At 69.1% G+C, this 20456-nt stretch carries 16 protein-coding genes; 11 read left to right on the top strand and 5 right to left on the bottom strand.

Going from position 1 to position 20456, the window contains the following annotated elements; all coding sequences use genetic code 11:
* Positions 1-13 precede the first annotated feature (13 nt).
* The 5 genes from rnc to acpS all read left to right on the top strand — a co-directional run bounded on the left by rnc (position 14) and on the right by acpS (position 3680).
* Positions 14-703 carry a ribonuclease III gene (rnc, locus tag QLQ85_RS12315; RefSeq protein ID WP_282724021.1) on the top strand — a complete coding sequence of 230 codons (690 nt, stop codon included), beginning with the start codon at positions 14-16 and terminating at the stop codon, positions 701-703.
* Positions 700-1599, top strand: coding sequence for a GTPase Era (gene era, locus QLQ85_RS12310; RefSeq protein WP_282739252.1), 900 nt, complete (start codon positions 700-702; stop codon positions 1597-1599). Before rnc ends, era begins: the two co-directional genes overlap by 4 nt.
* A 161-nt stretch (positions 1600-1760) precedes the next feature.
* The gene (recO, locus tag QLQ85_RS12305) at positions 1761-2462 is read left to right on the top strand and encodes a DNA repair protein RecO (protein ID WP_282739251.1); all 702 of its coding nucleotides are present in this window, start codon (positions 1761-1763) and stop codon (positions 2460-2462) included.
* A 37-nt stretch (positions 2463-2499) separates the two neighbouring features.
* Positions 2500-3306: a pyridoxine 5'-phosphate synthase gene (pdxJ, locus tag QLQ85_RS12300; RefSeq protein WP_282739250.1), complete on the top strand. Its 807-nt coding sequence runs from the start codon at positions 2500-2502 to the stop codon at positions 3304-3306.
* Positions 3303-3680, top strand: coding sequence for a holo-ACP synthase (acpS, locus tag QLQ85_RS12295; RefSeq protein WP_282739249.1), 378 nt, complete (start codon positions 3303-3305; stop codon positions 3678-3680). The genes pdxJ and acpS overlap by 4 nt, the downstream gene beginning before the upstream one ends.
* On the opposite strand, the gene QLQ85_RS12290 is transcribed toward acpS, so the two are convergent.
* Positions 3620-6358, bottom strand: a complete 2739-nt coding sequence (locus tag QLQ85_RS12290; protein WP_282739248.1) for an ATP-binding protein — start codon at positions 6356-6358, stop codon at positions 3620-3622. The genes acpS and QLQ85_RS12290 overlap by 61 nt on opposite strands.
* A gap of 116 nt (positions 6359-6474) precedes the next feature.
* Here QLQ85_RS12290 and cysM point away from each other — a divergent pair, with 116 nt between their 5' ends.
* From cysM to ppc, 5 genes are read left to right on the top strand one after another with little or no spacing between them, the layout of a single operon-like run.
* A complete protein-coding gene (gene cysM / locus QLQ85_RS12285; protein ID WP_282724015.1) occupies positions 6475-7371 on the top strand; it encodes a cysteine synthase CysM in 897 nt (298 codons plus the stop codon).
* A 1-nt stretch (position 7372) separates the two neighbouring features.
* A complete protein-coding gene (locus QLQ85_RS12280) occupies positions 7373-8800 on the top strand; it encodes a TRAM domain-containing protein (protein WP_282739247.1) in 1428 nt (475 codons plus the stop codon).
* The gene (relA, locus tag QLQ85_RS12275; protein ID WP_282739246.1) at positions 8793-11069 is read left to right on the top strand and encodes a GTP diphosphokinase; all 2277 of its coding nucleotides are present in this window, start codon (positions 8793-8795) and stop codon (positions 11067-11069) included. Before QLQ85_RS12280 ends, relA begins: the two co-directional genes overlap by 8 nt.
* Positions 11066-11998 carry a nucleoside triphosphate pyrophosphohydrolase gene (gene mazG / locus QLQ85_RS12270; RefSeq protein ID WP_282739245.1) on the top strand — a complete coding sequence of 311 codons (933 nt, stop codon included), beginning with the start codon at positions 11066-11068 and terminating at the stop codon, positions 11996-11998. Before relA ends, mazG begins: the two co-directional genes overlap by 4 nt.
* Positions 11995-14643, top strand: coding sequence for a phosphoenolpyruvate carboxylase (gene ppc, locus QLQ85_RS12265; RefSeq protein ID WP_282739244.1), 2649 nt, complete (start codon positions 11995-11997; stop codon positions 14641-14643). Before mazG ends, ppc begins: the two co-directional genes overlap by 4 nt.
* Positions 14644-14725: 82 nt before the next feature.
* Here ppc and QLQ85_RS12260 read toward each other — a convergent pair whose 3' ends face one another.
* From QLQ85_RS12260 to QLQ85_RS12245, 4 genes are all read right to left on the bottom strand, one after another.
* The gene (locus QLQ85_RS12260) at positions 14726-15385 is read right to left on the bottom strand and encodes a peroxiredoxin (RefSeq protein WP_102626304.1); all 660 of its coding nucleotides are present in this window, start codon (positions 15383-15385) and stop codon (positions 14726-14728) included.
* A 145-nt stretch (positions 15386-15530) separates the two neighbouring features.
* A complete protein-coding gene (locus tag QLQ85_RS12255) occupies positions 15531-16109 on the bottom strand; it encodes a hypothetical protein (protein WP_282739243.1) in 579 nt (192 codons plus the stop codon).
* A 98-nt stretch (positions 16110-16207) separates the two neighbouring features.
* Positions 16208-17107 (bottom strand): ketopantoate reductase family protein, encoded by a 900-nt coding sequence (locus tag QLQ85_RS12250; protein ID WP_282739242.1) that lies wholly within the window; start codon positions 17105-17107, stop codon positions 16208-16210.
* Complete coding sequence (locus QLQ85_RS12245) at positions 17104-19044, bottom strand: DNA topoisomerase III (protein WP_282739241.1); 1941 nt, start codon at positions 19042-19044, stop codon at positions 17104-17106. Before QLQ85_RS12245 ends, QLQ85_RS12250 begins: the two co-directional genes overlap by 4 nt.
* A 131-nt stretch (positions 19045-19175) precedes the next feature.
* Between QLQ85_RS12245 and QLQ85_RS12240 the strand changes: the two genes are divergently transcribed.
* Positions 19176-20420 carry an ABC1 kinase family protein gene (locus QLQ85_RS12240; RefSeq protein ID WP_282739240.1) on the top strand — a complete coding sequence of 415 codons (1245 nt, stop codon included), beginning with the start codon at positions 19176-19178 and terminating at the stop codon, positions 20418-20420.
* Positions 20421-20456 lie beyond the last annotated feature (36 nt).

The raw sequence follows: 20456 nt of genomic DNA, 5'->3' as shown, positions 1-20456 counted from the left end.
ATTCAGGAGCTTCGTGAGCAACTCCCTCAACGCCTTCAGCCGACGCCTCGGCCACTCCTTCGGCGACGCCGCCCTGCTGGAGCTGGCCATGACGCACCGCAGCTTCGGTGGCCAGAACAACGAACGCCTCGAGTTTCTCGGCGATTCGATCGTCAACTTCGTGATCGCCGAGGCGCTCTTCCAGCGCTTTCCGGAGGCCCGTGAGGGGCAGCTGTCGCGATTGCGCGCCCGGCTGGTCAAGGGCCAGACCCTGGCCGAGCTGGCCCGGGAGATGGGGTTCGGCGAACACCTGCGCCTGGGCTCCGGCGAGATGAAGAGCGGGGGCCACCGCCGCGAGTCGATCCTCGCCGACGCCGTGGAGGCGGTGATCGGCGCCATCTATCTGGACGCCGGCATGGACATCGCCCGCACCAGGGTGCTCTCCTGGTATGCCGAGCGGCTCGAGGCGATCAGCCTGCAGGATACCCAGAAGGATCCCAAGACCCGACTGCAGGAGTTCCTGCAGTCGCGCCAGTCGCCGCTGCCGCGCTACGAGGTGGTCTCGGTGGAGGGCGAGGCCCATGCCCAGACCTTCACCGTCGAGTGTCACATCGAGATGCTCGACGAGCACACCACGGGGACCGGCGCCAGTCGTCGCCATGCCGAGCAGCAGGCCGCCGAGAGGGCCCTGGACCGGCTCGAGCCCAGAGGAGCACGCGCATGACCCAGACCTGTGGCTTCGTGGCCATCGTCGGCCGTCCCAATGTCGGCAAGTCGACGCTGATGAACCGCATCCTCGGCCAGAAGATCTCGATCACCTCGCGGCGTCCCCAGACCACCCGTCATCAGGTGATGGGCATCAAGACCGAGGGCGAGACGCAGTTCATCTACGTCGACACCCCGGGCATCCACATCATGGCAAAGGATCGCAACAAGGCGATCAATCGCTTCATGAACCAGGCGGCGACCCAGGCCCTGCGCGACGTCGACTGCGTGGTGTTCATCATCGACCGCACCCGCTGGTCCGACGAGGACCAGGTGGTGCTGCAGCGCCTCGAGCACGTCGAGGCACCGGTGCTCCTGGCGGTCAACAAGGTCGATCGGCTGCAGGACAAGACCAGCCTGCTGCCCTGGCTCGAGGAGGTCGGTGCCCGGCGCGACTTCGCGGCGATCGTGCCGATCTCGGCCAAGCACGGCACCAACGTGCCTGAGCTGGAGGCCGAGGTGGCCAAGCACCTGCCGGAGGGCATCCACTACTTTCCCGAGGACCAGGTCACCGACAGGAGCCAGCGCTTCCTGGTCGCCGAGCTGGTGCGCGAGAAGGTGATGCGCCAGCTCGGTGACGAGCTGCCCTACCAGATGACCGTGGAGATCGAGGAGTTTCGCGACGAGGGCAAGGTAGTGCACATCAGTGCCCTGATCCTGGTCGAACGGGCGGGGCAGAAGAAGATCCTGATCGGCGAGAACGGCGAGCGCATCAAGAGCATCGGCCGCGAGGCGCGCCTCGACATGGAGCGTGCGCTCGGTGCCAAGGTGATGCTCAACCTCTGGGTCAAGGTCAAGCGTGGCTGGTCCGACGACGAGCGGGCGCTGAAGAGCCTCGGCTACAACCTGGACTGATGGCTGCGGTGTCCTCCAGGGATGGCGGTGCCTATGGGGTCAGACCCCAGCCGGGTCGCCGTCACTGCCCTGGTGCATCTTGCTTGCGGTATCGACCCCGCCGGGGTCTGACCCCTTAGGGAAACCTCGGCGCTTTCTGCATCGAACCTCACGGAAAGGCCATGCAGCCAGAGCCGGCATTCCTTCTCCATAAGCGTCCCTACCGCGAGACCAGTGCCCTGGTCGAGCTGCTGACGCTCGCGCATGGCAGGGTGCGGGCCGTGGCCCAGGGGGTGCAGCGCCCGGGGAGTCGATCACGCTCACGGTTGCAGCCCTTCGCGCCGCTGCACGTCACCTGGGTCGGCGAGGGGGAGCTCAAGCGGTTACGCCTGATGGAGAGCCACGGCGCAGCCGCCCTGCTGGTCGGCGAGGGACTGCTCTGCGGTCTCTATGCCAACGAGCTGCTCACCCGCGTGCTGCCGGTGGAGTTTCCGGTAGCCGAGGTGTTCGCCTTCTATGCCGCCCTGCGCGAGGCGCTGCCACGGCCGGAAGGGCGCGCCGCGGCGCTGCGTCGGCTGGAGCTCTCGCTGCTCGAGGCACTGGACGCCACGCCGCGATTCGTCGAACCCGATGGCCGTGGCCTGGACCCCCAGCGCCGATACCGCTTCGATAGCGCCTCGCGGGCCTTCGTCCCCGGTGAGCCGGGCATCGATGGCCGTACCCTGCGCCTGCTGGCCGCCGGCGACTGGGGCGAGCCGGGACTCGCCGGCCCGGCCAAGGCGTTGACCCGCGCGGCCCTGGCGCCGCTGCTCGGCGTCCGTCCGCTGCGTTCCCGGGCGCTGATGCAGGAGCTTGCCGCGCGACGCCGTAACGGCCCACACTGATACACGCTTCTCATCCCATCCGCTCTGGAGATCCCGCATGCATCCCCCGCGCATCCTGCTCGGCGTCAACATCGATCATATCGCCACCCTGCGCCAGGCGCGGGGCACCCGCTATCCGGATCCGGTCCAGGCCGCGCTGCTCGCCGAGGAGGCGGGCGCCGACGGCATCACCATCCACCTGCGCGAGGACCGTCGCCATATCCAGGAGCGTGACGTGCGCATCCTGGCCGAGGTGCTCAATACCCGCATGAACCTGGAGATGGCGGTCACCGAAGAGATGATTCGTCTCGCCGAGGAGGTGCGGCCGGCACATGTCTGCCTGGTGCCGGAGAAGCGTGAGGAGCTGACCACCGAGGGGGGGCTCGATGTGGTCGGTGGTTTCGATGCCATCGCCGCGGCCTGCCGGCGGCTCGCCGATGCCGGCTGCGAGGTATCGCTGTTCATCGACCCCGAACCCGATCAGATAGACGCGGCTCAGCGGGCCGGTGCGCCGGTGATCGAGCTGCACACCGGGGCCTATGCCGAGGCGTCGGGGGAGCGCGCCCGCCGCGAGCATGCACGGCTCTCCGCGGCAGCCGAAATGGCCGGCGAACTGGGGCTGGTCGTCAACGCCGGCCACGGCCTGCACTACCACAATGTCGAGCCCATCGCGGCGATTCCCGGCATCCACGAGCTCAACATCGGCCATGCCATCATCGCCCGGGCCCTGTTCGTTGGCCTCAAGGAAGCGGTGGTCGAGATGAAGCGACTGGCGGTCGCCGGTCAGGAGGCCGGCCTGCTGGCGGCAATCGACGACCATGATCACGGACACGAGCACGACGCGGCGGGTGGCTGCTGCCGATGATCATCGGCGTCGGCACCGATATCGCGCGTATCGGTCGCTTCGAGACGGCCATGACCCGTCATGGCTCGCGTTTCGCCCTGCGCCTGCTGGGTGAGGAGGAACTGGAGCGTTTCCATGGCCACGGCCTGCCGGCGGCCTTCCTGGCCAAGCGTTTCGCCGCCAAGGAAGCCTTCGTCAAGGCGTTGGGCACCGGGTTGCGGCGCGGTATGCGCTGGACCGAGATCCAGGTGGTCAACGATGCCCTGGGGCGCCCGTCACTGGTGCTGAGCGGCAAGGCCCATGAACTGGCCGGGGTCGCCGGTGTGCGCTCCATTCACTTGTCGTTGACCGACGAGGCGGAACTGGCAGTGGCCTTCGTCGTGCTCGAGGGTTGATTCGCCTGCCAGTCACGCAGTCCCGCCATGGCGGCGAAGAGATCATCGAGCAGCGGGGTCACGCCCTCCCGCCCCCGTGAGCGAAGGCGTGTCTCCAGGGTCTCGGCGAGCAGCGCCAGGCGTGGCGCTCCGCAGTAGCGGCAGGCGCCGTTGAGGGCGTGGATGGCGTCGAGTAGTGCCTCGTCGTCCTGGCGTTCCAGTGCCTCGCGAATCTCCCTCTCGCTGTCCTGCAGCGATCCCGACAGGCGTGCCAGCAGTTCCCGGGCCAGGGGCTCGCGTCCCCCGGCGAGGCGGGTGCCGAGGTCCAGGTCGACCACCGCCAGCTCGCCATCGTCTGCCGTCTGCGCGGGGGGCGTGGCATCGGCCTCCGGGAGCGGCAGGGCGGGTAGGTCCAGATGTTGCTGAAGCAGCTCCGCCAGGTCCTGGGGGGCCAGCGGCTTGATCAGGACGTCATCGAGGCCATTGGCCAGCAGGCGCTGGCGCTCGTTCTCCAGGACATGGGCGGTGACCGCGATGATGGGCAGGTGGTTCCAGGCCCCCTGTAGCCGGCGCAGCGCCCGCGTGGTCTCGACGCCGTCCATGCCCGGCATGCGGATATCCATCAATACCATGGCGTAGCGCCGCTCCTGAGCCATGGCCAGGGCCTCTTCGCCGCTCGCCGCCAGCTCCACCTCGATCCCCGGACGCTGGATCAGTTCCCGCAGCAGCACTCGATTGGACTCGGTGTCATCCACCACCAGCAGGCGTAACGGCCCCGTCTCATCCTCGGCCTCGGCACCGGAGGCGGGGCGAGTGGGTGACAGGTCACCGCCGAGCTGGCGTTGCACCGCCTCCATCAGGGCGACCCGGGAGAGCGGCTTGCTCAACACCTCGCCACCCCGTGGGGGAACCAGCAGCGGCAGGTCCAGGGGGCTGGTGTTGGCCAGCAGCAGGGCGGGGCAGGCGATGGTGTCGAGCCGGCGCTGCCAGGTCGCGAGACCCGCGGCATCGAGGGCCTGGTGGGGGAGGCCCGCCACCAGCAGCGCAGGCGAGCACTCGCGGTTTGGCGGCTGCCCGGCGTCGATCACCCGGGCCCCCCAGCGGGTGAGCAGGTGATGCAGCGCCCGGCGGGTGGCGGGATGCGGCTCGTCGAGCAGCACCGTCTCGCCGGAGAGCTGCAGTTCCGGGGGGCGCTCGCGGCTCTCGTCGCCTTCCAGCGCCAGGGTGAAGGCGAAGGTCGAGCCCTCGCCGGGTTCGCTCTCCACGCCGATCTCGCCGCCCATCTGTTCCACCAACTGACGACAGATGGTCAATCCCAGGCCGGTGCCGCCGAACTCCCGTGAGTGGCTGGGGTCGGCCTGGCGGAAGGCCTGGAAGAGTCGCTGACGACTCTCGGGCGAGAGGCCGATACCGGTATCGCTGACGCTGACCCGGAGGGTCACCCGGCCGGGCTCGGCCTGTTCCACCATCACCCGTACGATTACCTCGCCCCGTTCGGTGAACTTGATGGCGTTATTGACCAGATTGGTCAACACCTGGCGGATGCGCAGCGGATCGCCGCTGAGGGTGACGGGGACGTCGTCGTAGACCAGTCCGATCAGTTGCAGATCCTTCTGATGGGCCTGGGGCGCCTGCAGGGCGAGGACCTCGTCCACCAGCATCACCATGTCCAGCGGTACGTGCTCGAGTTCGAGCCGACCGGCCTCGAGCTTCGAGAAGTCGAGCACGTCGTTGACCAGCATCAGCAGGTTGTCGCAGGCGCGATGGACGTGGTCGAGCCACTCGCGCTGCCGCGGCTCGAGCCGCGAGCGCCCGAGCAGGCGGCAGAAGCCGATGATGCCGTTGAGCGGGGTGCGGATCTCGTGGCTCATGTTGGCGAGAAACTCCGACTTGATGCGGCTCGCCTCGAGTGCCCGGCGATGGGCCATGTCGAGCTCGATGTTCTGGACTTCGATGGTCTCCATCGACTCCTGCAGCTCGGCGGTGGTCTGTTCGATCTGGCGTTGGACCTCATCCCGGGCGTGGTCCAGGTGATCGGACAGGGCATTGACGCGCTCGGCCAGCCTGGCCAGTTCAGGGGGGGAGGCGCAGGTGAGGGGGGGCGGGTGGTCGCCGTTGGCCAGCCGCTCCAGGGCCCGATCGGCGGCCTGGACCGGAGCGATCAGGCGGCGGCTGGTGATATAGGCGATCAGCCACAGCAGCAGCCCGGCCACCAGCAGGCCCAGCCCGGCACTGGCCAGGCGCCGGTAGTGGTCCAGCACCAGGGGCATGGCATCGATGTCGAGTTCCAGCCAGGTCGGGGTAGGGCGATCCGCCGCTCCCGCGGAGAGCGGAGCCTGCAGGCGCCACAGGCTACCGTCGGTATCCAGGTGGACTTCCCCCTCGTCGACGGGCAGCGGGGCCGCGCGCAGCCGTCCGAGCTCGAGCCGTGGCGTTCCCGTGGCGTCACGGATGCCCACCGCGCGGATCTCCTCCAGATCGAGCAGGCGCCCGGCCACCGTCTCGAGTGCAGGGTGGTCCTCCTCGGCCAGGGCGGCATTCAGCTCCGGAGCGAGCAGGTCGACGGCGGTGGCGAGACGCTCGTGCAGGACCTGCCGGCGATGCTCGGACTCCAGGTGGAGGGCGATTCCGGTGAGACCGGAAAGGAGCAGCAGTGGCAGGCCCAGCAGCAGCACGAACAGTCGGTTCTTGAGCGACATCGGTGGGCTCTTCGGTATTGATTTCAGGACAGTATGACACAGCGAGCGAGGATGCCTGTCCACTCCGGGATGGCCCGGATATAATGCCGAAAAGACGTTTCCACAAGGAAGGTTGCATGCATTTCCCTACCATCGAGGATGTCGTCGGTCATACGCCGCTGGTCCGCCTCAAGCGCATCACCGCCGGACGCCACAATACCCTGCTGGCCAAGCTCGAGGGCAACAACCCGGCCGGTTCGGTGAAGGACCGTCCAGCGCTCTCCATGCTCGAGCAGGCCGAGGCGCGCGGCGAGATCGCCCCGGGTGACACCCTCGTCGAAGCCACGTCCGGCAACACCGGTATCGCGCTCGCCATGGCCGCCGCGATCAAGGGCTACCGGATGGTGCTGATCATGCCCGAGAGCGCCTCCAGCGAACGCAAGCAGGCCATGGCGGCGTTCGGCGCGACGCTGATCTCCGTCAGCAAGGAGGGGGGGATGGAGGAAGCCCGCGACCTCGCCGAGACCATGATCGCCCGGGGGGATGGCAAGCCGCTGAATCAGTTCGCCAACCCCGACAACCCCCTGGCACACTATCGCGGTACGGGACCGGAGCTCTGGGAGCAGACCGATGGTGCCATCACCCACTTCGTCAGTTCCATGGGGACCACCGGCACCATCATGGGCGTATCGAAGTACCTCAAGGAGCAGAACCCCGAGGTGCAGATCGTCGGTCTGCAGCCCGAGGACGGCGCCAGCATCGCCGGCATCCGCCGCTGGCCCCAGGCGTACCTGCCGAGCATCTTCGATGCCAGCCGGGTCGACCGGGTGCTCGATATCGGGCAGTACGAGGCCGAGGAGCACATGCGGCGCCTGGCCCGCGAGGAGGGCATCCTCGCCGGGGTCTCCTCGGGGGGTGCCCTGGCCGGCGCCCTGCGGGTGGCTGCCGAGGTCGAGAATGCCGTGATCGTGTTCATCGTCTGCGACCGGGGAGATCGCTACCTCTCCACCGGTCTCTTCGCCCCGGAGCTCTGAGGTGGCGGGACTGGGCAAGCGGCGCCCCGCACGGATGCGTTCCGGCGTTTCCGGACTGCAGGGGCGCCAGGTACCGCCGGCGTCGCCCCGCGTGGCCGGGGACGGGCCGGTGACCATCGAGCGGCTGGCCCATGATGGCCGCGGGGTGGCGCATACGGCGGCCGGCAAGACCCTGTTCGTCGACGGGGCGCTCCCTGGCGAGCGGCTCGAGGTGGCCGTGCATCGTGCCCGCAAGCGCTTCGACGAGGGCCATGTGCGCGAGCTCGTCACCCCCTCGCCGGAGCGGGTCACGCCGCCCTGCGCGCACTTCGGCCGCTGCGGCGGCTGCGATCTCCAGCACCTGGCCCTCGACGCCCAGCGGCACCACAAGGTCGCGGTGCTGCTCGAGCTGCTCGCCCGCCAGGGCATCGAGCCGCCGCTGGCACCGCAGTTGCTCGCCGGGGCGGGCGAGGGCTACCGTCGCCGCGCACGCCTGGGTATCAAGGTCGATGCCGAAGGGGGCGTGCATCTCGGCTTTCGCGCCCGCCATAGCCACCGTCTGGTGGACATCGCCGACTGCACCATCCTGGTGCCGTCGCTGAACGCCCTGCTGACCCCGTTGCACGCTCTGGTGGCTAGCCTCGAGGCGCCGCGCCAGGCGGGCCACCTGGAGCTGCTGGAGAGCGACCAGGGGGTGGTGCTGGTGCTGCGCCAGCTGCGTGAGCACGACGCCGACCGGGGCCGCTGGCTGGCCTTCGCCGAGCGCCACGGCCTGCACCTGGCTCGGCTGCTGGGACGCGAGACGCCCAGGCTCGAGTGGCTGACACCGGCACCGGCGCTGAGCTGCCGGGTGCCGGGCCCCGGCGAGGCACTCACCCTGGGCTTCGCCCCGGGCGATTTCCTGCAAGCCAACGCCAAGATCAACCGGCAACTGATCCAGACCGCCCTGGCCTGGCTCGGTAATGTCGAGGGACTGGCACTCCTGGATCTCTTCGCCGGGGTGGGCAACTTCAGCCTGCCGTTGGCCGCAGCCGGGGCCCGGGTCACCGCCGTGGAGGGCAGTCCGGCGATGGTCGAGCGGCTGGCCGGAAATGCCCGACGCAACGACCTCGAGGTGTACACTCGCCAAGCCGACCTGGGCCGGGCCGGGGTCGTCGCCGAGCTGCTGGCCAGCGGGCCGCCCGAGGTGGTGGTGCTGGACCCGCCCCGCGACGGGGCGGCGGCTGTCTGCCGGACGCTCGTCGAGCACCCGGTGCCTCGCCTGCTCTACGTCTCCTGCGATCCGGCGACGCTGGCACGGGATGCGGCACGGCTCGTGCATGGGGGTTACCGGCCCAGCCGCATCGCGGTGGCCGACATGTTTGCCCACACCTCACACCTGGAATCCATGCTGCTGTTCGAGCACCCGCGGACAGGGCGGCAGCCGCTAGGAGTCACACCCGATGGTTAAAGTCCGTGAAGACCAGCCGCTGAGTGACGCCGGGGGGGTCGATATCGATCAGTGGATCGAGCGCCTGCAGGAGGACGTCAAGCTGCGTGATGCGGCGGAGATGCGCGAGGCCTGCCTGCTCGCCCAGAAGCTGGAGAGGGAGTCCGACCGCCCTCACCGCACCTGGCTGGCCGACGGCTCGAGCTTTCGCATGGGGCTGGAGATGGCCGATATCCTCGGCGAGCTGCGGCTCGACCAGGCCGCCCTGGAAGCGGCGGTCCTCTACCGCGCCGTGCGCGAGGGGTTGATCGAGATCGAGGCGGTCGGCAAGCGCTTCGGCGAGGAGGTCGCCGCGCTGATCGGTGGCGTCTTGCAGATGGCGGCCATCAGCACCTCGCAGCTGCCCAGCCACGGCATGAGCCAGCATGATCAGCAGGACAACCTGCGCAAGATGCTGGTCACCATGATCGATGACGTGCGCGTCGCCCTGATCAAGATCGCCGAGCGCACCTGTGCGCTGCGTCAGGTCAAGGACGCCCCTCGGGAGAAGTGCCAGCGGGTCGCCCGGGAAGTGTTCGACATCTATGCCCCCCTGGCGCATCGCCTCGGCATCGGCCAGCTCAAGTGGGAGCTCGAGGACCTCTCCTTCCGCTACCTGCACGAGGACGACTACAAGGCCATCGCCCGGCAGCTGGCCGAGAAGCGCCTCGACCGCGACCGTTACATCCACGACGTGGTGGAGACCCTCAAGGGGATGCTCGATGCCCAGGGCATCGCGCGCTACGACGTCGACGGACGGGCGAAGCACATCTATTCGATCTGGCGAAAGATGAAGCGCAAGCGCATCGACTTTTCCCAGGTCCACGACATCCGCGCGGTACGCATCCTGGTGCCCGAGGTGGCCGACTGCTACACCGTGCTCGGCCTGGTGCATTCGCGCTGGCACCACGTGCCCAACGAGTTCGACGATTACATCGCCAACCCCAAGAAGAACGGCTACCAGTCGCTGCACACCGCGGTGATGGGGCCCGAGAACAAGGTGCTGGAGATCCAGATCCGTACCTTCGCCATGCACGACGAGGCCGAGCTGGGCGTCTGCGCCCACTGGCGCTACAAGGGGCACGATACCGGGGGCAAGAGTTCGAGCTACGAGGAGAAGATCGCCTGGCTGCGCCAGGTGCTCGAGTGGCAGGAGGAGGTCGGCGACTTCGGCGACATCCGCGAAGGCCTCTCCAGCGACGTCGCGCCGGATCGCATCTATGTCTTCACGCCGGATGGCCACGTCATCGACCTGCCGCGCATCGCCACGCCCATCGACTTCGCCTATCGGGTACACACCGAAGTGGGCCATCGCTGCCGCGGGGCCAAGGTCAACGGGCGTATCGTGCCGCTCACCTACAAGCTCAAGACCGGCCAGCAGGTGGAGATCCTCACCGCCAGCAAGGGGGGGCCGAGCCGCGACTGGCTCAACCCCAGCCTCGGCTATGTGCGCACTTCCCGGGCGCGGGCCAAGATCCAGGCCTGGTTCAAGCATCAGGCCCGCGACCAGAACCTCGAGGAGGGCCGGGCACTCTTCGAGCGTGAGATGAAGCGGCTCGACGTCGAGGGCATGGACCTCGAGACCCTGGCGCGCAAGGTCAACTACACCACCCCGGACGACATGTACGCGGCGCTCGGGGCCGGTGACCTGCGCATCGGCCAGGTGCTGCACCAGGCCCAGCAGCTGTTCGGCGAGAGCGACGACCAGGAGCAACTCGACCGGCTGCTGGCCAAGCCGCGCAAGGCCGCCGGCAAGGGGGCTGGCTCCGACATCACGGTGCTCGGCGTGGGGAACCTCAAGACCAGCATGGCCAACTGTTGCCATCCCGTGCCGGGCGAGGCCATCGTCGGCTTCATCACCCAGGGGCGCGGCGTCACCGTGCACCGTCAGGATTGCCCCAACATCCTGCAGCTGCGCATGGACGAGCCCCAGCGCATCATCGAGGTGGAGTGGGGCGAGCGGGCCAGGACCCAGTACCCGGTGGAGATCGAGATCCAGGCCTGGGACCGCTCCGGCCTGCTGCGTGACGTGACCGGCGTGCTCAGTCATGACAAGGTCAACGTGCTCTCGGTCAACACCCTGACCGACACCGACGACGGCATCGCCCGCATGACGATCACCGTCGAAGTCGACGGCCTCGAGACCCTGGGGCGGCTCTTCTCGCGCATCCAGCAACTGCCCAACGTCATCGAGGTGCGGCGGCTGCGCAGCGGTGGCAAGCCGGGCAGGCGCAAGGGGAAATCGGCATGAGCGAGACCCGTTTCGACCTCGATGACCTGCTGACGCTGATGGCGGTGCTGCGTGACCCCGGCGACGGTTGCCCCTGGGATCTCGAGCAGGACTGGGGCTCCATCGTGCCCCATACCCTGGAGGAGGCCTACGAGGTGGCCGACGCCATCGAGCGACGCGCCTACGACGAGTTGCCCGCCGAACTCGGCGACCTGCTGTTCCAGGTGGTCTACTACGCCCAGTTCGCTGCCGAGGAGGGACGCTTCGACTTCCATGACGTGGTGCACACGCTGACCGCCAAGATGCTGCGCCGCCATCCTCATGTGTTTCCCGACGGCACCCTGGCCTCGCGGCGCCCGCCCGGCGTCACTGCCGAGCAGGTCGAGACCCGCCAGGTCAGCTCGCACTGGGAGTCGCTCAAGGCCGAGGAGCGCGCCGAGCGCGCACGCTCGACGGAGGGGCGTCACTCGGTGCGAGACACCGCCGCGGCTTCGGTATTGGATGATATTCCGCGTACCCTCCCGGCGCTGTCCCGGGCCGCCAAGCTCTCCAAGCGCGCCGCGCGGGTCGGCTTCGACTGGCCCGATGCCCGCGGGGTACTGGCCAAGATTCGCGAGGAGCTCGACGAGGTCGAGCAGGCGCTGGCCGAGGGGGACCGCGATCACGCCGCCGAGGAGGTGGGTGATCTGCTGTTCGCGGTGACCAACCTGGCCCGTACCCTCAAGGCCGATCCCGAGCAGTGCCTGCGCGCCACCAATGCCAAGTTCGAGCGCCGCTTCCGCCATGTGGAAACCGCCCTGACCGCCGAGGGGGTGGCGCTGCCCGATGCCGGCCTCGAGGCCATGGAGCACCACTGGCAGGCGGCCAAGGGGGACGAGGCCTCGGCCGAGTCCGCCCGCTGTCCTGTTCCTGCCCACTGCAATGACAACCCCGGAGATCGCCGGTCATGAGCTACGACCTGCACGAATCGCTGCGTGACAATGTTCGTATCCTGGGCGACAGCCTGGGCCGTACCATCGCCGACGACCTCGGCACCGGGTTCGTCGACAAGATCGAGACCATCCGCGGTTTCGCCAAGCGCGGTCGCCAGGGCGACCAGCAGAGCCGTCGCGAGCTGATCGAGTACCTGCGCCGTCTGCCCGACTGCGACCTGCTGCCGGTGACCCGAGCCTTCAACCAGTTTCTCAACCTGGCCAATATCGCCGAGCAGCATTACCGGGCGCGATTCCGTCGTGTCGAGGACTACAAGCCCGGTTCCCAGCCGGTGCTCTCCGAGCTGCTCGAGCGCGCCCGCCGGTCAGGCCACTCGCCACGCAAGCTGGTCGAGAGCCTCGCCGGCATGCGTGTCGAGCTGGTGCTCACCGCCCACCCCACCGAGGTCATCCGGCGCACCCTGATCCAGAAGTACGACGCCATCGACGACTGCCTCACCGCCATCGAGTCCTCCACCGACTATCTGGAGCGTGGCGTGCGGGCGGAGGGGCGACTCGAGGAGCTGATCAGCCAGGCCTGGCACACCGACGAGATTCGCCACGAGCGGCCGACCCCGGTGGACGAGGCCAAGTGGGGCTTCGCGGTGATCGAGAACTCCCTGTGGCAGGCGGTGCCGGATTTCCACCGCGATCTCGACAACCTGCTGCTCGAGACCGCCGGCGAGCGGCTACCGCTCGATGCGGCGCCGATCCGTTTCGCCTCCTGGATGGGCGGCGACCGCGATGGCAACCCCAATGTCACCGCCCGGGTCACGCGGGAGGTGCTGCTGCTGGGCCGCTGGATGGCCGCGGACCTCTACCTGCGCGATCTCGAGCAGCTCAAGGCCGAACTCTCCATGTGGAAGGCCAACAGTGCGCTCAAGGCCGAGGTGGGCGATGTCGCGGAACCGTACCGGGAGCTGCTCAAGCGCCTGGTGAGCCGCGTCGAGGCAACGCGCGACTGGGCCAAGGCCGAGCTCGACGGACGCAGTTTCGAGGGCGGCCCGATCATCGAGAATCGTGACCAGCTCTATGCGCCGCTGCTGACCTGCTACCGCTCGCTGTGCGACGTGGGACTCGACACCATCGCCAACGGGGTGCTGCTCGACACCCTGCGGCGGGTCGCCGTGTTCGGCGTCACCCTGACCAAGCTCGACCTTCGCCAGGAGGCGAGTCGGCATGCCCAGGTGATGGAGGAGCTCACCGACTGCCTGGGCCTCGGCCGCTATCGGGAGTGGAGCGAGCAGCAGCGCCAGGAGTTCCTGCTCGAGGAACTCGCTTCGCGTCGGCCACTGATTCCACGACGCTGGGATTGTTCCACCGAGTCCCGGGAGGTGATCGACACCTTCCGGATCGTGGCCGCCGAGCAGCCCGAGGCGCTGGGCACCTACATCATCTCCATGGCGGCTCAGCCGTCGGACGTGCTCACCGTGGCGCTGCTGATGAAGGAGGTGGGTGGCGACGTGCGCCTGCCCATCGCGCCGCTGTTCGAGACCCTCGACGACCTCAATCATGCCGGCGAGGTGATCGACCGGCTGTTGGCGCTGCCCGGCTATCGGGCGCTGGTCGGCGACGGCCAGGAGGTGATGATCGGCTACTCGGACTCCGCCAAGGATGCCGGCCAGTTGGCCGCGGCCTGGGCCCAGTATCGCGCCCAGGAGACCCTCGTGGAGGTGTGTCGCCGCCACGGCGTCGACCTGACGCTGTTCCATGGCCGGGGGGGCACCGTGGGGCGCGGTGGCGGCCCGGCCCATGCGGCGATCCTCTCCCAGCCGCCCGGCTCGGTGAACGGCAGCCTGAGGGTGACCGAGCAGGGCGAGATGATTCGCTTCAAGTTCGGCCAGCCGGATATCGCCCTGCGCTCCATGGAGATCTACGCCTGTGCGGTGCTCGAGGCGACGCTGTTGCCGCCGCCGGCCCCGCGTGCCGAGTGGCGCGAGGAGATGGATCGGCTGGCCGCGGTCGCCCATGGCGCTTACGTGGGGGTGGTGCGCGAGGATCCCGATTTCGTGCCCTACTTCCGTGCGGTGACGCCGGAGGGGGCCCTCGGGCGGTTGCCGCTCGGCTCGCGGCCCACCAAGCGCCGCCAGGACGGTGGGGTGGAGACCCTGCGGGCGATCCCCTGGATCTTCGCCTGGACCCAGACGCGGCTGATGTTGCCGGCCTGGCTGGGCAGTGGCGAGGCGTTCGCCCGACGCCTGGAGGACGAGGGAGGGCTCGAGGTGCTGCAGGAGATGCGCGACCAGTGGCCCTTCTTCGGCACCTACCTGGACATGCTCGAGATGCTGCTGGCCAAGGCCGACGTGGGCATCGCCGCCTACTACGAGAATCGCCTGGTCGACGAGCCCTCGCTCAAGGCGCTGGGCGAGAAGCTGCGCAATCGCTTCACTCGGTTGCACGAGGTGTTGCTCCAGGTCCTCGACCAGCAGGAGCTGCTCGAGAATACGCCGTTGATTCGCCAGGCTATCGAGGTGCGCAACCCCTACATCGATCCCCTCCATGGCCTGCAGGCCGAGTTGCTGCAGCGCAACCGGGATGCCGACGGGGCGATCAGCGCCGACCTGTCACGGGCGCTGATGGTGACCATGGCCGGGATCGCCGCCGGGCTGCGCAATACCGGCTGAGGCCGGTGCTTTCCCGGTGTTCGAAGCGCAGCGCCCCGGCCAGCAGTGGCCGGGGCGCTGCGCGCTGTCGGCCGGCTGGCCGTCAGGAGGGCTGCTTGACCGTACGCAGGTAGGGTTTCAGCGTGGTGAAGCCTTCCGGGTACTTTCTGCGGGCCTCCTCGTCGCTGACCGACGGCGGGATGATGAGGTCCTCGCCCGGCCGCCAGTTCACCGGGGTGGCCAGGGTGTGCTTGGCCGTCAGCTGCACGGAATCCAGCAGGCGCAGCACCTCGTTGAAGTCCCGCCCGGTGGTCATCGGGTAGACGAGCATCGCCTTGACCTTCTTGTCGGGCCCGATGACGAACACCGAGCGCACGGTGGCATTGTCCGCGGGCGTGCGTCCCTCGGCCGTGCCTTCGAGTTCGGCAGGCAGCATGTCGTAGAGCTTGGCGACCTCCAGCGTTTCGTCGCCGATCATCGGGTAGTTGGGCGCCGCCCCCTGGGTCTCCTCGATGTCCTTCGACCAGGCGGTGTGGTTGTCGACCGGGTCCACCGACAGGCCGATGATCCTGGTATTGCGCTTGTCGAATTCGGGCTTCAACTTCGCCATGTAGCCGAGCTCGGTGGTACAGACCGGGGTGAAGTCCTTGGGGTGGGAGAAGAGAATGCACCAGCTGTCGCCGATCCATTCGTGGAAGTTCAGGGTGCCCTGGGTGGTTTGCGCGGTGAAGTCCGGCGCGGTATCACCAATTCTGAGGCTCATCGTCGTGGCTCCCGGTATGGGTGGATGACGTCGTGCGGCAAGGATCCCGCCTGGCGGGATCGCCTGTCCGGCTGATTGAATATAGAGCATGCACCCAGAAGCCGCCCCCGGGTCAAGGGTCGGGAGGATCGATGTGGTCCGGGGCCTAGAAGGGGTAGTGGACCGAGGCGGTGATCAGGTTGAGATGTTCCATGCTCGGCGCGTCGATCTCCTCGAACTCCAGCCGGCTGACCAGGCGATTGTGCTGCAGACGGGCGCCGAAACCTTGCACGCGGGCGGTGCCGGCGGTGGCCATGGCGAAGGGGTCGGGTCGATTGATCGGGTCGCCCTCCCATTCGGCGAAGCCCGACTTGGCATAGAGACCCAGGTGTCCGAGGCGAACGCCGGCGACGAGGCTGCCACCGAGGCTGGTGGTGTTGAGGATCAGCGGCTGGTCGCCGAAACGGGTCGGCACCTCGTCGCTCTCGCGGTAGGTGAATTCGGCACCGAGATCGAGTCGGGGCAGGGCCAGCGGCGAGAAGCCGGCCGTGAAGCGGAATCCCGAGGTATGACCGTCCGGCGACTCGAGATCACGCCCTTCGAGCACCATCCCGTTCTCTAGGTACATCAGGTCGGTGGCCTCGCCGGCGGCATAGGAGGGGGTGTCGACATCCGCCAGCAGCGGTGACGAGAAGAGAGTCAGACTGGTTGCCAGGGCAATGGCAAGTGGGAAACCCGGTTTCATGATCCCCGACCCTGAGCGCGAGGCTCCTGGAGTCCGCTTGCTCGTGTTTTGGATCGTTTCAGATTAGCAGGAGAGCCTTCGGCCTGCCAGGCGATGGTTCAACATGGGCCGGCGGGGTTCGCCCGAGCGAGTGCGGCATCGAGTCCGGCCAGCCGTGGGGCCTCGATACCATGACGTCTCGCCGCCGCCAGCAGCGGGCCGAGGATCGCCTCGCGCTCGGTGGGTCGGCCGGCCAGCACGTCCTGAAGCATGGAGGCACGGTTGTTGGCGGTGCCCGCCACCACCTGCCAGACCAGGACGCGCCAGCCGTCGGGCGGGGCGATGCCCTCGGCGGCCATGATCGCCGCCACCTCCTCGATGACTGCCTCGACCATGGGCCGGAAGGGCCGGTCGCGCAACTGGCCGTTGCGGATGCGAAAGCGTGCCACCAGGGGGTTGATGGCGGCGTTCACGGCGAGTTTCCGCCACAGGCGGATGCGGATGTCGGGTACCGCCGCGGTGGTCAAGCCGGCCGCCGTGAGGGCGGTCGCCAGCGAGCGAGCCAGCGGGAGGTGGTGATTGCCTAGGTCACCGAGGAAGGTGACTCCATGGCCGGCATGCACCACGCGGTCATCGCCGGCCAGCCAGGCCCCCTCGGTGGTGGTGGCGCACAGCACCGGGCCGTCGTGATACTCGCTCAGCCGCGGCTGGCAGTCGAAGCCGTTCTGCCACAGCACCAGCGGCGTACCGGGAGCGAGCCGCGGAGCGATGGCCGCATGGGCGGCGTCGGCGGCGTAGGCCTTGGTGGCCAGGTGCACGATGTCGTCGGTGAGCGATGGCAGCCGGTCCAGGGTGAGGGTCGGCACGGACAGCGTCAGCGCCTCCCCCTCCGGCGTGATCAGCGTCTGCGCGACGGGCAGCGGGCGCCGGCCGACCAGCGTCACCCGGCCATCCTTCGCCAGGCTCAGGCCCACCAGGCGCCCCAGTGCGCCGGGGCCGACGATCAGGTGGGCGCTCATGAGCGGGAGCCTTTCCCGCGCGAGGCGCCAGGCGAGCGGCGACGCCCCCTGGCGGGGGCGCCGCGCCGGCGGCTTGCGGGTTTGCCGCGGCCGGGTGATGGCGCCTCCTCGCCGCGTGCCTGGGCCAGGGCCTGGCTCAGTCGTCCGGCATCGGTAGCGGCGAGCAGGCCGTGCAGGTCCTCGATCAGGGCCGCGACGAAGGGGGCCGGATCGTCGCCCGCCTCGGCGATGGCGCCCAGGCGCTGTTCCCACAGGGCGGTGCGCTCCGGGCGACCCACCGCCTCGGGCAGCGAGGCGATCAGCGCGCTGCCGAGTCGGGTGGCGCGCAGCGCCTTGGCCCGGCGCACCAGGTAGCCGCGCTCCAGCAGGGTCTCGATGATGCCGGCACGGGTGGCCTCGGTGCCCAGGCCGTCGTGCTCGCGCAGGGTGCGCCTGACCGCCGGGTCCTCGACGTAGCGACCGATGTTCATCATCGCCTTGATCAGGCTGGCGTCGGTGAAGGGTTCCGGTGGCCGTGTCTCGCGGTCCTCGACCCCGGCCTCCAGGACCCGGCACGCCTCGCCCTCACTGAGCGGCGGCAGCGGCGGGGCCTCGTCGCGGGTGCTGAACAGCGGCTTCCAGCCGGGCTCCAGCACCTCCTGGCCGCGGGCGCGGAAGCACTCGCCGAGGAGGGTGAACTCGGCCTTCACCTCGCGGGTGGCCAGCGGCGGGTAGAACTGGGCGAGCACGTTACGGGCGATCAACCGGAAGACGTCGCCCTCGGCCTTTTCCAGTCGCGAGGGGTCGGCAGGCTTGCCGGTGGGGGCCAGGGCATGGTGGGCGCCGACCCGCTTGTCGTTCCAGGCCTTCGAGCGTCGCGAGAAGTCGGCGCCGGCCAGCCAGCCGCGCAGGGGCGCATCGGCGCCGCAGGCCCCCTCCAGGGTGGCCCGGGCGGCGGCCCAGTGCTCCTCGGGGAGGTAGCGGCAGTCCGAGCGCGGGTAGGTGATCAGCTTGTGGCGCTCGTAGAGGCGCTGGCAGATATCCAGTACGGCCTTGGCCGAAAGCCCGAAGCGTCGGGCAGCGTCGACCTGCAGCGCCGAGAGCGAGTAAGGCAGCGGGGCGGCCTGGCGCTTGTCGCGGGTCTCCAGCGCGGTGAGGCGACCCTCGGCGCCGGGCAGGCGTGTGGCCAGGGCCGCCGCGGGCTCGCGGGCCAGCAGCCTGCCCTGGTCGTCCAGTGGGTGGGTCTCGCCGGGTACCCACCAGGCGCGCAGCTGACCGCGGGCCACGGCGAGATCGGCCCACAGCACGAAGAAGGGCCGGGGCTCGAAGTCGCGGATCTCGGCGTCGCGGCGTACCACCAGCCCCAGCACCGGGGTCTGCACCCGGCCCACCGAGAGTACCCCGTCGTGGCCGGCCTGTCGGCCGGTCAGGGTCCAGGCCCGTGTCAGGTTGATGCCGTAGAGCCAGTCAGCCCGGGCGCGGGACTGGGCCGCCCGGTAGAGTGGCAGGAAACGGCCGTTGTCCTCGATACGCCCGAGGGCACGCTGTACCGCCGGTCGGTTGAGATCGCTGACCAGCAGCCGCGACACCGGCCCCTTCCAGCCCAGGTGCTCGATCACCTCCTGTACCAGCAACTGGCCCTCGCGGTCCGGGTCGCCGGCATGGATGACCTCGCTGGCGCCCTTCAGCAGCCGGCGGATCACCGCCAGTTGGCTGCGTGCCTTGGGTCGCGGGGTAAGCTTCCACCGGCCGGGCAGGATCGGCAGGTGGTCGAGCCGCCATGCCTTGAAGGCCGGGTCGTAGGCATCCGGGGGGGCCTGCTCCAGCAGGTGCCCCAGGCACCAGGTGACCGTGGTCTCGCCGGCGACGATGGCACCCTCCACGCGCCCCTGGTGTCCGGGCAGGGCCTCGGCGATGGCCCTGGCGAGGCTGGGCTTTTCGGCGATGATCAGTCGCATCCTGGTTCTCACCGGTTCATGATATGGACATTCTTACAGTATTGCATGGCCCTCGCCAGATGTAACATTGCTCTACTCGTGTACAGTTCTTGTATCGAATGTCCTGTATCCCATAGCCGGGGAGCGACGATATGCGCGAACGTGGCCGTACCCGGCGCCTGCTGGGGCTGGGCGCCCGTACCGGTGGCGCCCTGCTGCGCACCCGGCTGGGCGGCCAGGCCGACTGGCGGGCCCTGGGCGAGGCCCTGTTCGAGGGGCTCTCCGAGCTCAAGGGACCAGCCATGAAGCTGGCCCAGATCATGGCCCAGTGGGACGACCTGCTGCCGCCGGACCTCGCCGACGAGCTCGCGCGCCTCCAGCGCCAGGCCGAACCGATGCCCTGGGCGTCGATCCGCGAGACCCTGGTCGCCCAGTACGGCGACCTCGACGCCCACTTCCGCGACATCGAACGGCGGCCCTTCGCCAGCGCCTCCATGGGCCAGGTGCACCGGGCCGTGACCCGTGGCGGCGAGACCCTGGTGCTCAAGGTCCAGTACCCCGGACTCGCCGAGGTGCTCGAGAGCGACCTGGTGCAGGTACGTCGCCTGATGCGGCTGGGGCGCTGGCTCCGGGTCCCGCAGGCCCGCCTCGATGCCCTGTTCGAGGAGCTCGCCGCGAGCCTGCGCGGCGAGCTCGACTATCATGCCGAGGCCGAGGCGCTGGCTCGCTACCGGGCCCGCTATGCCCATCTCGATGCACTGGTGATTCCCGAACCGCTGCCGGAACTCTCGGGCCCCCGGGTGCTGGCCATGCGCCATGTGGCCGGCACGCCGCTGCGCGAGCTGGAGGGGGCCGATGCCGAGGTGCGCCAGCGCCTGGCGACGGCATTGGCGGACTGGCTCACCGAGGAGCTCTTCACCCACGGCGAACTGCATGCCGATCCCCATGCCGGCAATTTCGCCGCCGACCCTCAAGGCCGGCTGGTGATCTACGACCTGGGGGCGGTGATTCCGGTGCCCGAGGCGCGGCTGGTGGCGATGATGCGGCTGCTCGAGGCCACGCTGGCCGGGGATCCCCTGGCCATGGACGAGGCGCTGCTGGCGCTGGGCGGGCGCCAGGGCCAGGGGGCGCCGCTGTCGCTCTACCGCGAGGCCGCCGAGGCCGTCACGCCCCTGTTCCGGCCGGGCGCGCAGGACTTTGCCGATGTTCGCATCCATCGCCGACTCCGCGAGCTCAGTCCCAAGGTCTGGGCCGCCATGGACCGGTTGCAGCCACCGGCGGATACCCTGCTGCTCTCGCGCACCCTCAATGGCCACTACTGGAACCTGGTGCGGCTGGGTGCTCGTCTCGACATGCACGCCCGTACCCGTCCGTTGCTGGCCTGGGCGCGGCACTGAGTGCCTGCCCAGGACGCCACTGGACTGTTAGACTGT

Source organism: Halomonas kalidii (assembly GCF_030010475.1).
In the GTDB taxonomy this organism is placed as follows: Bacteria; Pseudomonadota; Gammaproteobacteria; order Pseudomonadales; family Halomonadaceae; genus Halomonas; species Halomonas heilongjiangensis.
Note: the sequence above shows the minus strand (reverse complement) of the source record. Positions and strands in the feature narration are given on the sequence as shown.

Coding starts and splice junctions, on each gene's coding strand:
- mazG (WP_282739245.1), top strand. CDS start 11,066: ATGAGCGAGACCCGTTTCGACCTCGATGACCTGCTGACGCTGATGGCG.
- QLQ85_RS12245 (WP_282739241.1), bottom strand. CDS start 19,044: ATGCGACTGATCATCGCCGAAAAGCCCAGCCTCGCCAGGGCCATCGCC.
- QLQ85_RS12290 (WP_282739248.1), bottom strand. CDS start 6,358: ATGTCGCTCAAGAACCGACTGTTCGTGCTGCTGCTGGGCCTGCCACTG.
- acpS (WP_282739249.1), top strand. CDS start 3,303: ATGATCATCGGCGTCGGCACCGATATCGCGCGTATCGGTCGCTTCGAG.
- ppc (WP_282739244.1), top strand. CDS start 11,995: ATGAGCTACGACCTGCACGAATCGCTGCGTGACAATGTTCGTATCCTG.
- relA (WP_282739246.1), top strand. CDS start 8,793: ATGGTTAAAGTCCGTGAAGACCAGCCGCTGAGTGACGCCGGGGGGGTC.
- QLQ85_RS12250 (WP_282739242.1), bottom strand. CDS start 17,107: ATGAGCGCCCACCTGATCGTCGGCCCCGGCGCACTGGGGCGCCTGGTG.
- recO (WP_282739251.1), top strand. CDS start 1,761: ATGCAGCCAGAGCCGGCATTCCTTCTCCATAAGCGTCCCTACCGCGAG.
- era (WP_282739252.1), top strand. CDS start 700: ATGACCCAGACCTGTGGCTTCGTGGCCATCGTCGGCCGTCCCAATGTC.
- QLQ85_RS12255 (WP_282739243.1), bottom strand. CDS start 16,109: ATGAAACCGGGTTTCCCACTTGCCATTGCCCTGGCAACCAGTCTGACT.
- QLQ85_RS12260 (WP_102626304.1), bottom strand. CDS start 15,385: ATGAGCCTCAGAATTGGTGATACCGCGCCGGACTTCACCGCGCAAACC.
- pdxJ (WP_282739250.1), top strand. CDS start 2,500: ATGCATCCCCCGCGCATCCTGCTCGGCGTCAACATCGATCATATCGCC.
- cysM (WP_282724015.1), top strand. CDS start 6,475: ATGCATTTCCCTACCATCGAGGATGTCGTCGGTCATACGCCGCTGGTC.
- QLQ85_RS12240 (WP_282739240.1), top strand. CDS start 19,176: ATGCGCGAACGTGGCCGTACCCGGCGCCTGCTGGGGCTGGGCGCCCGT.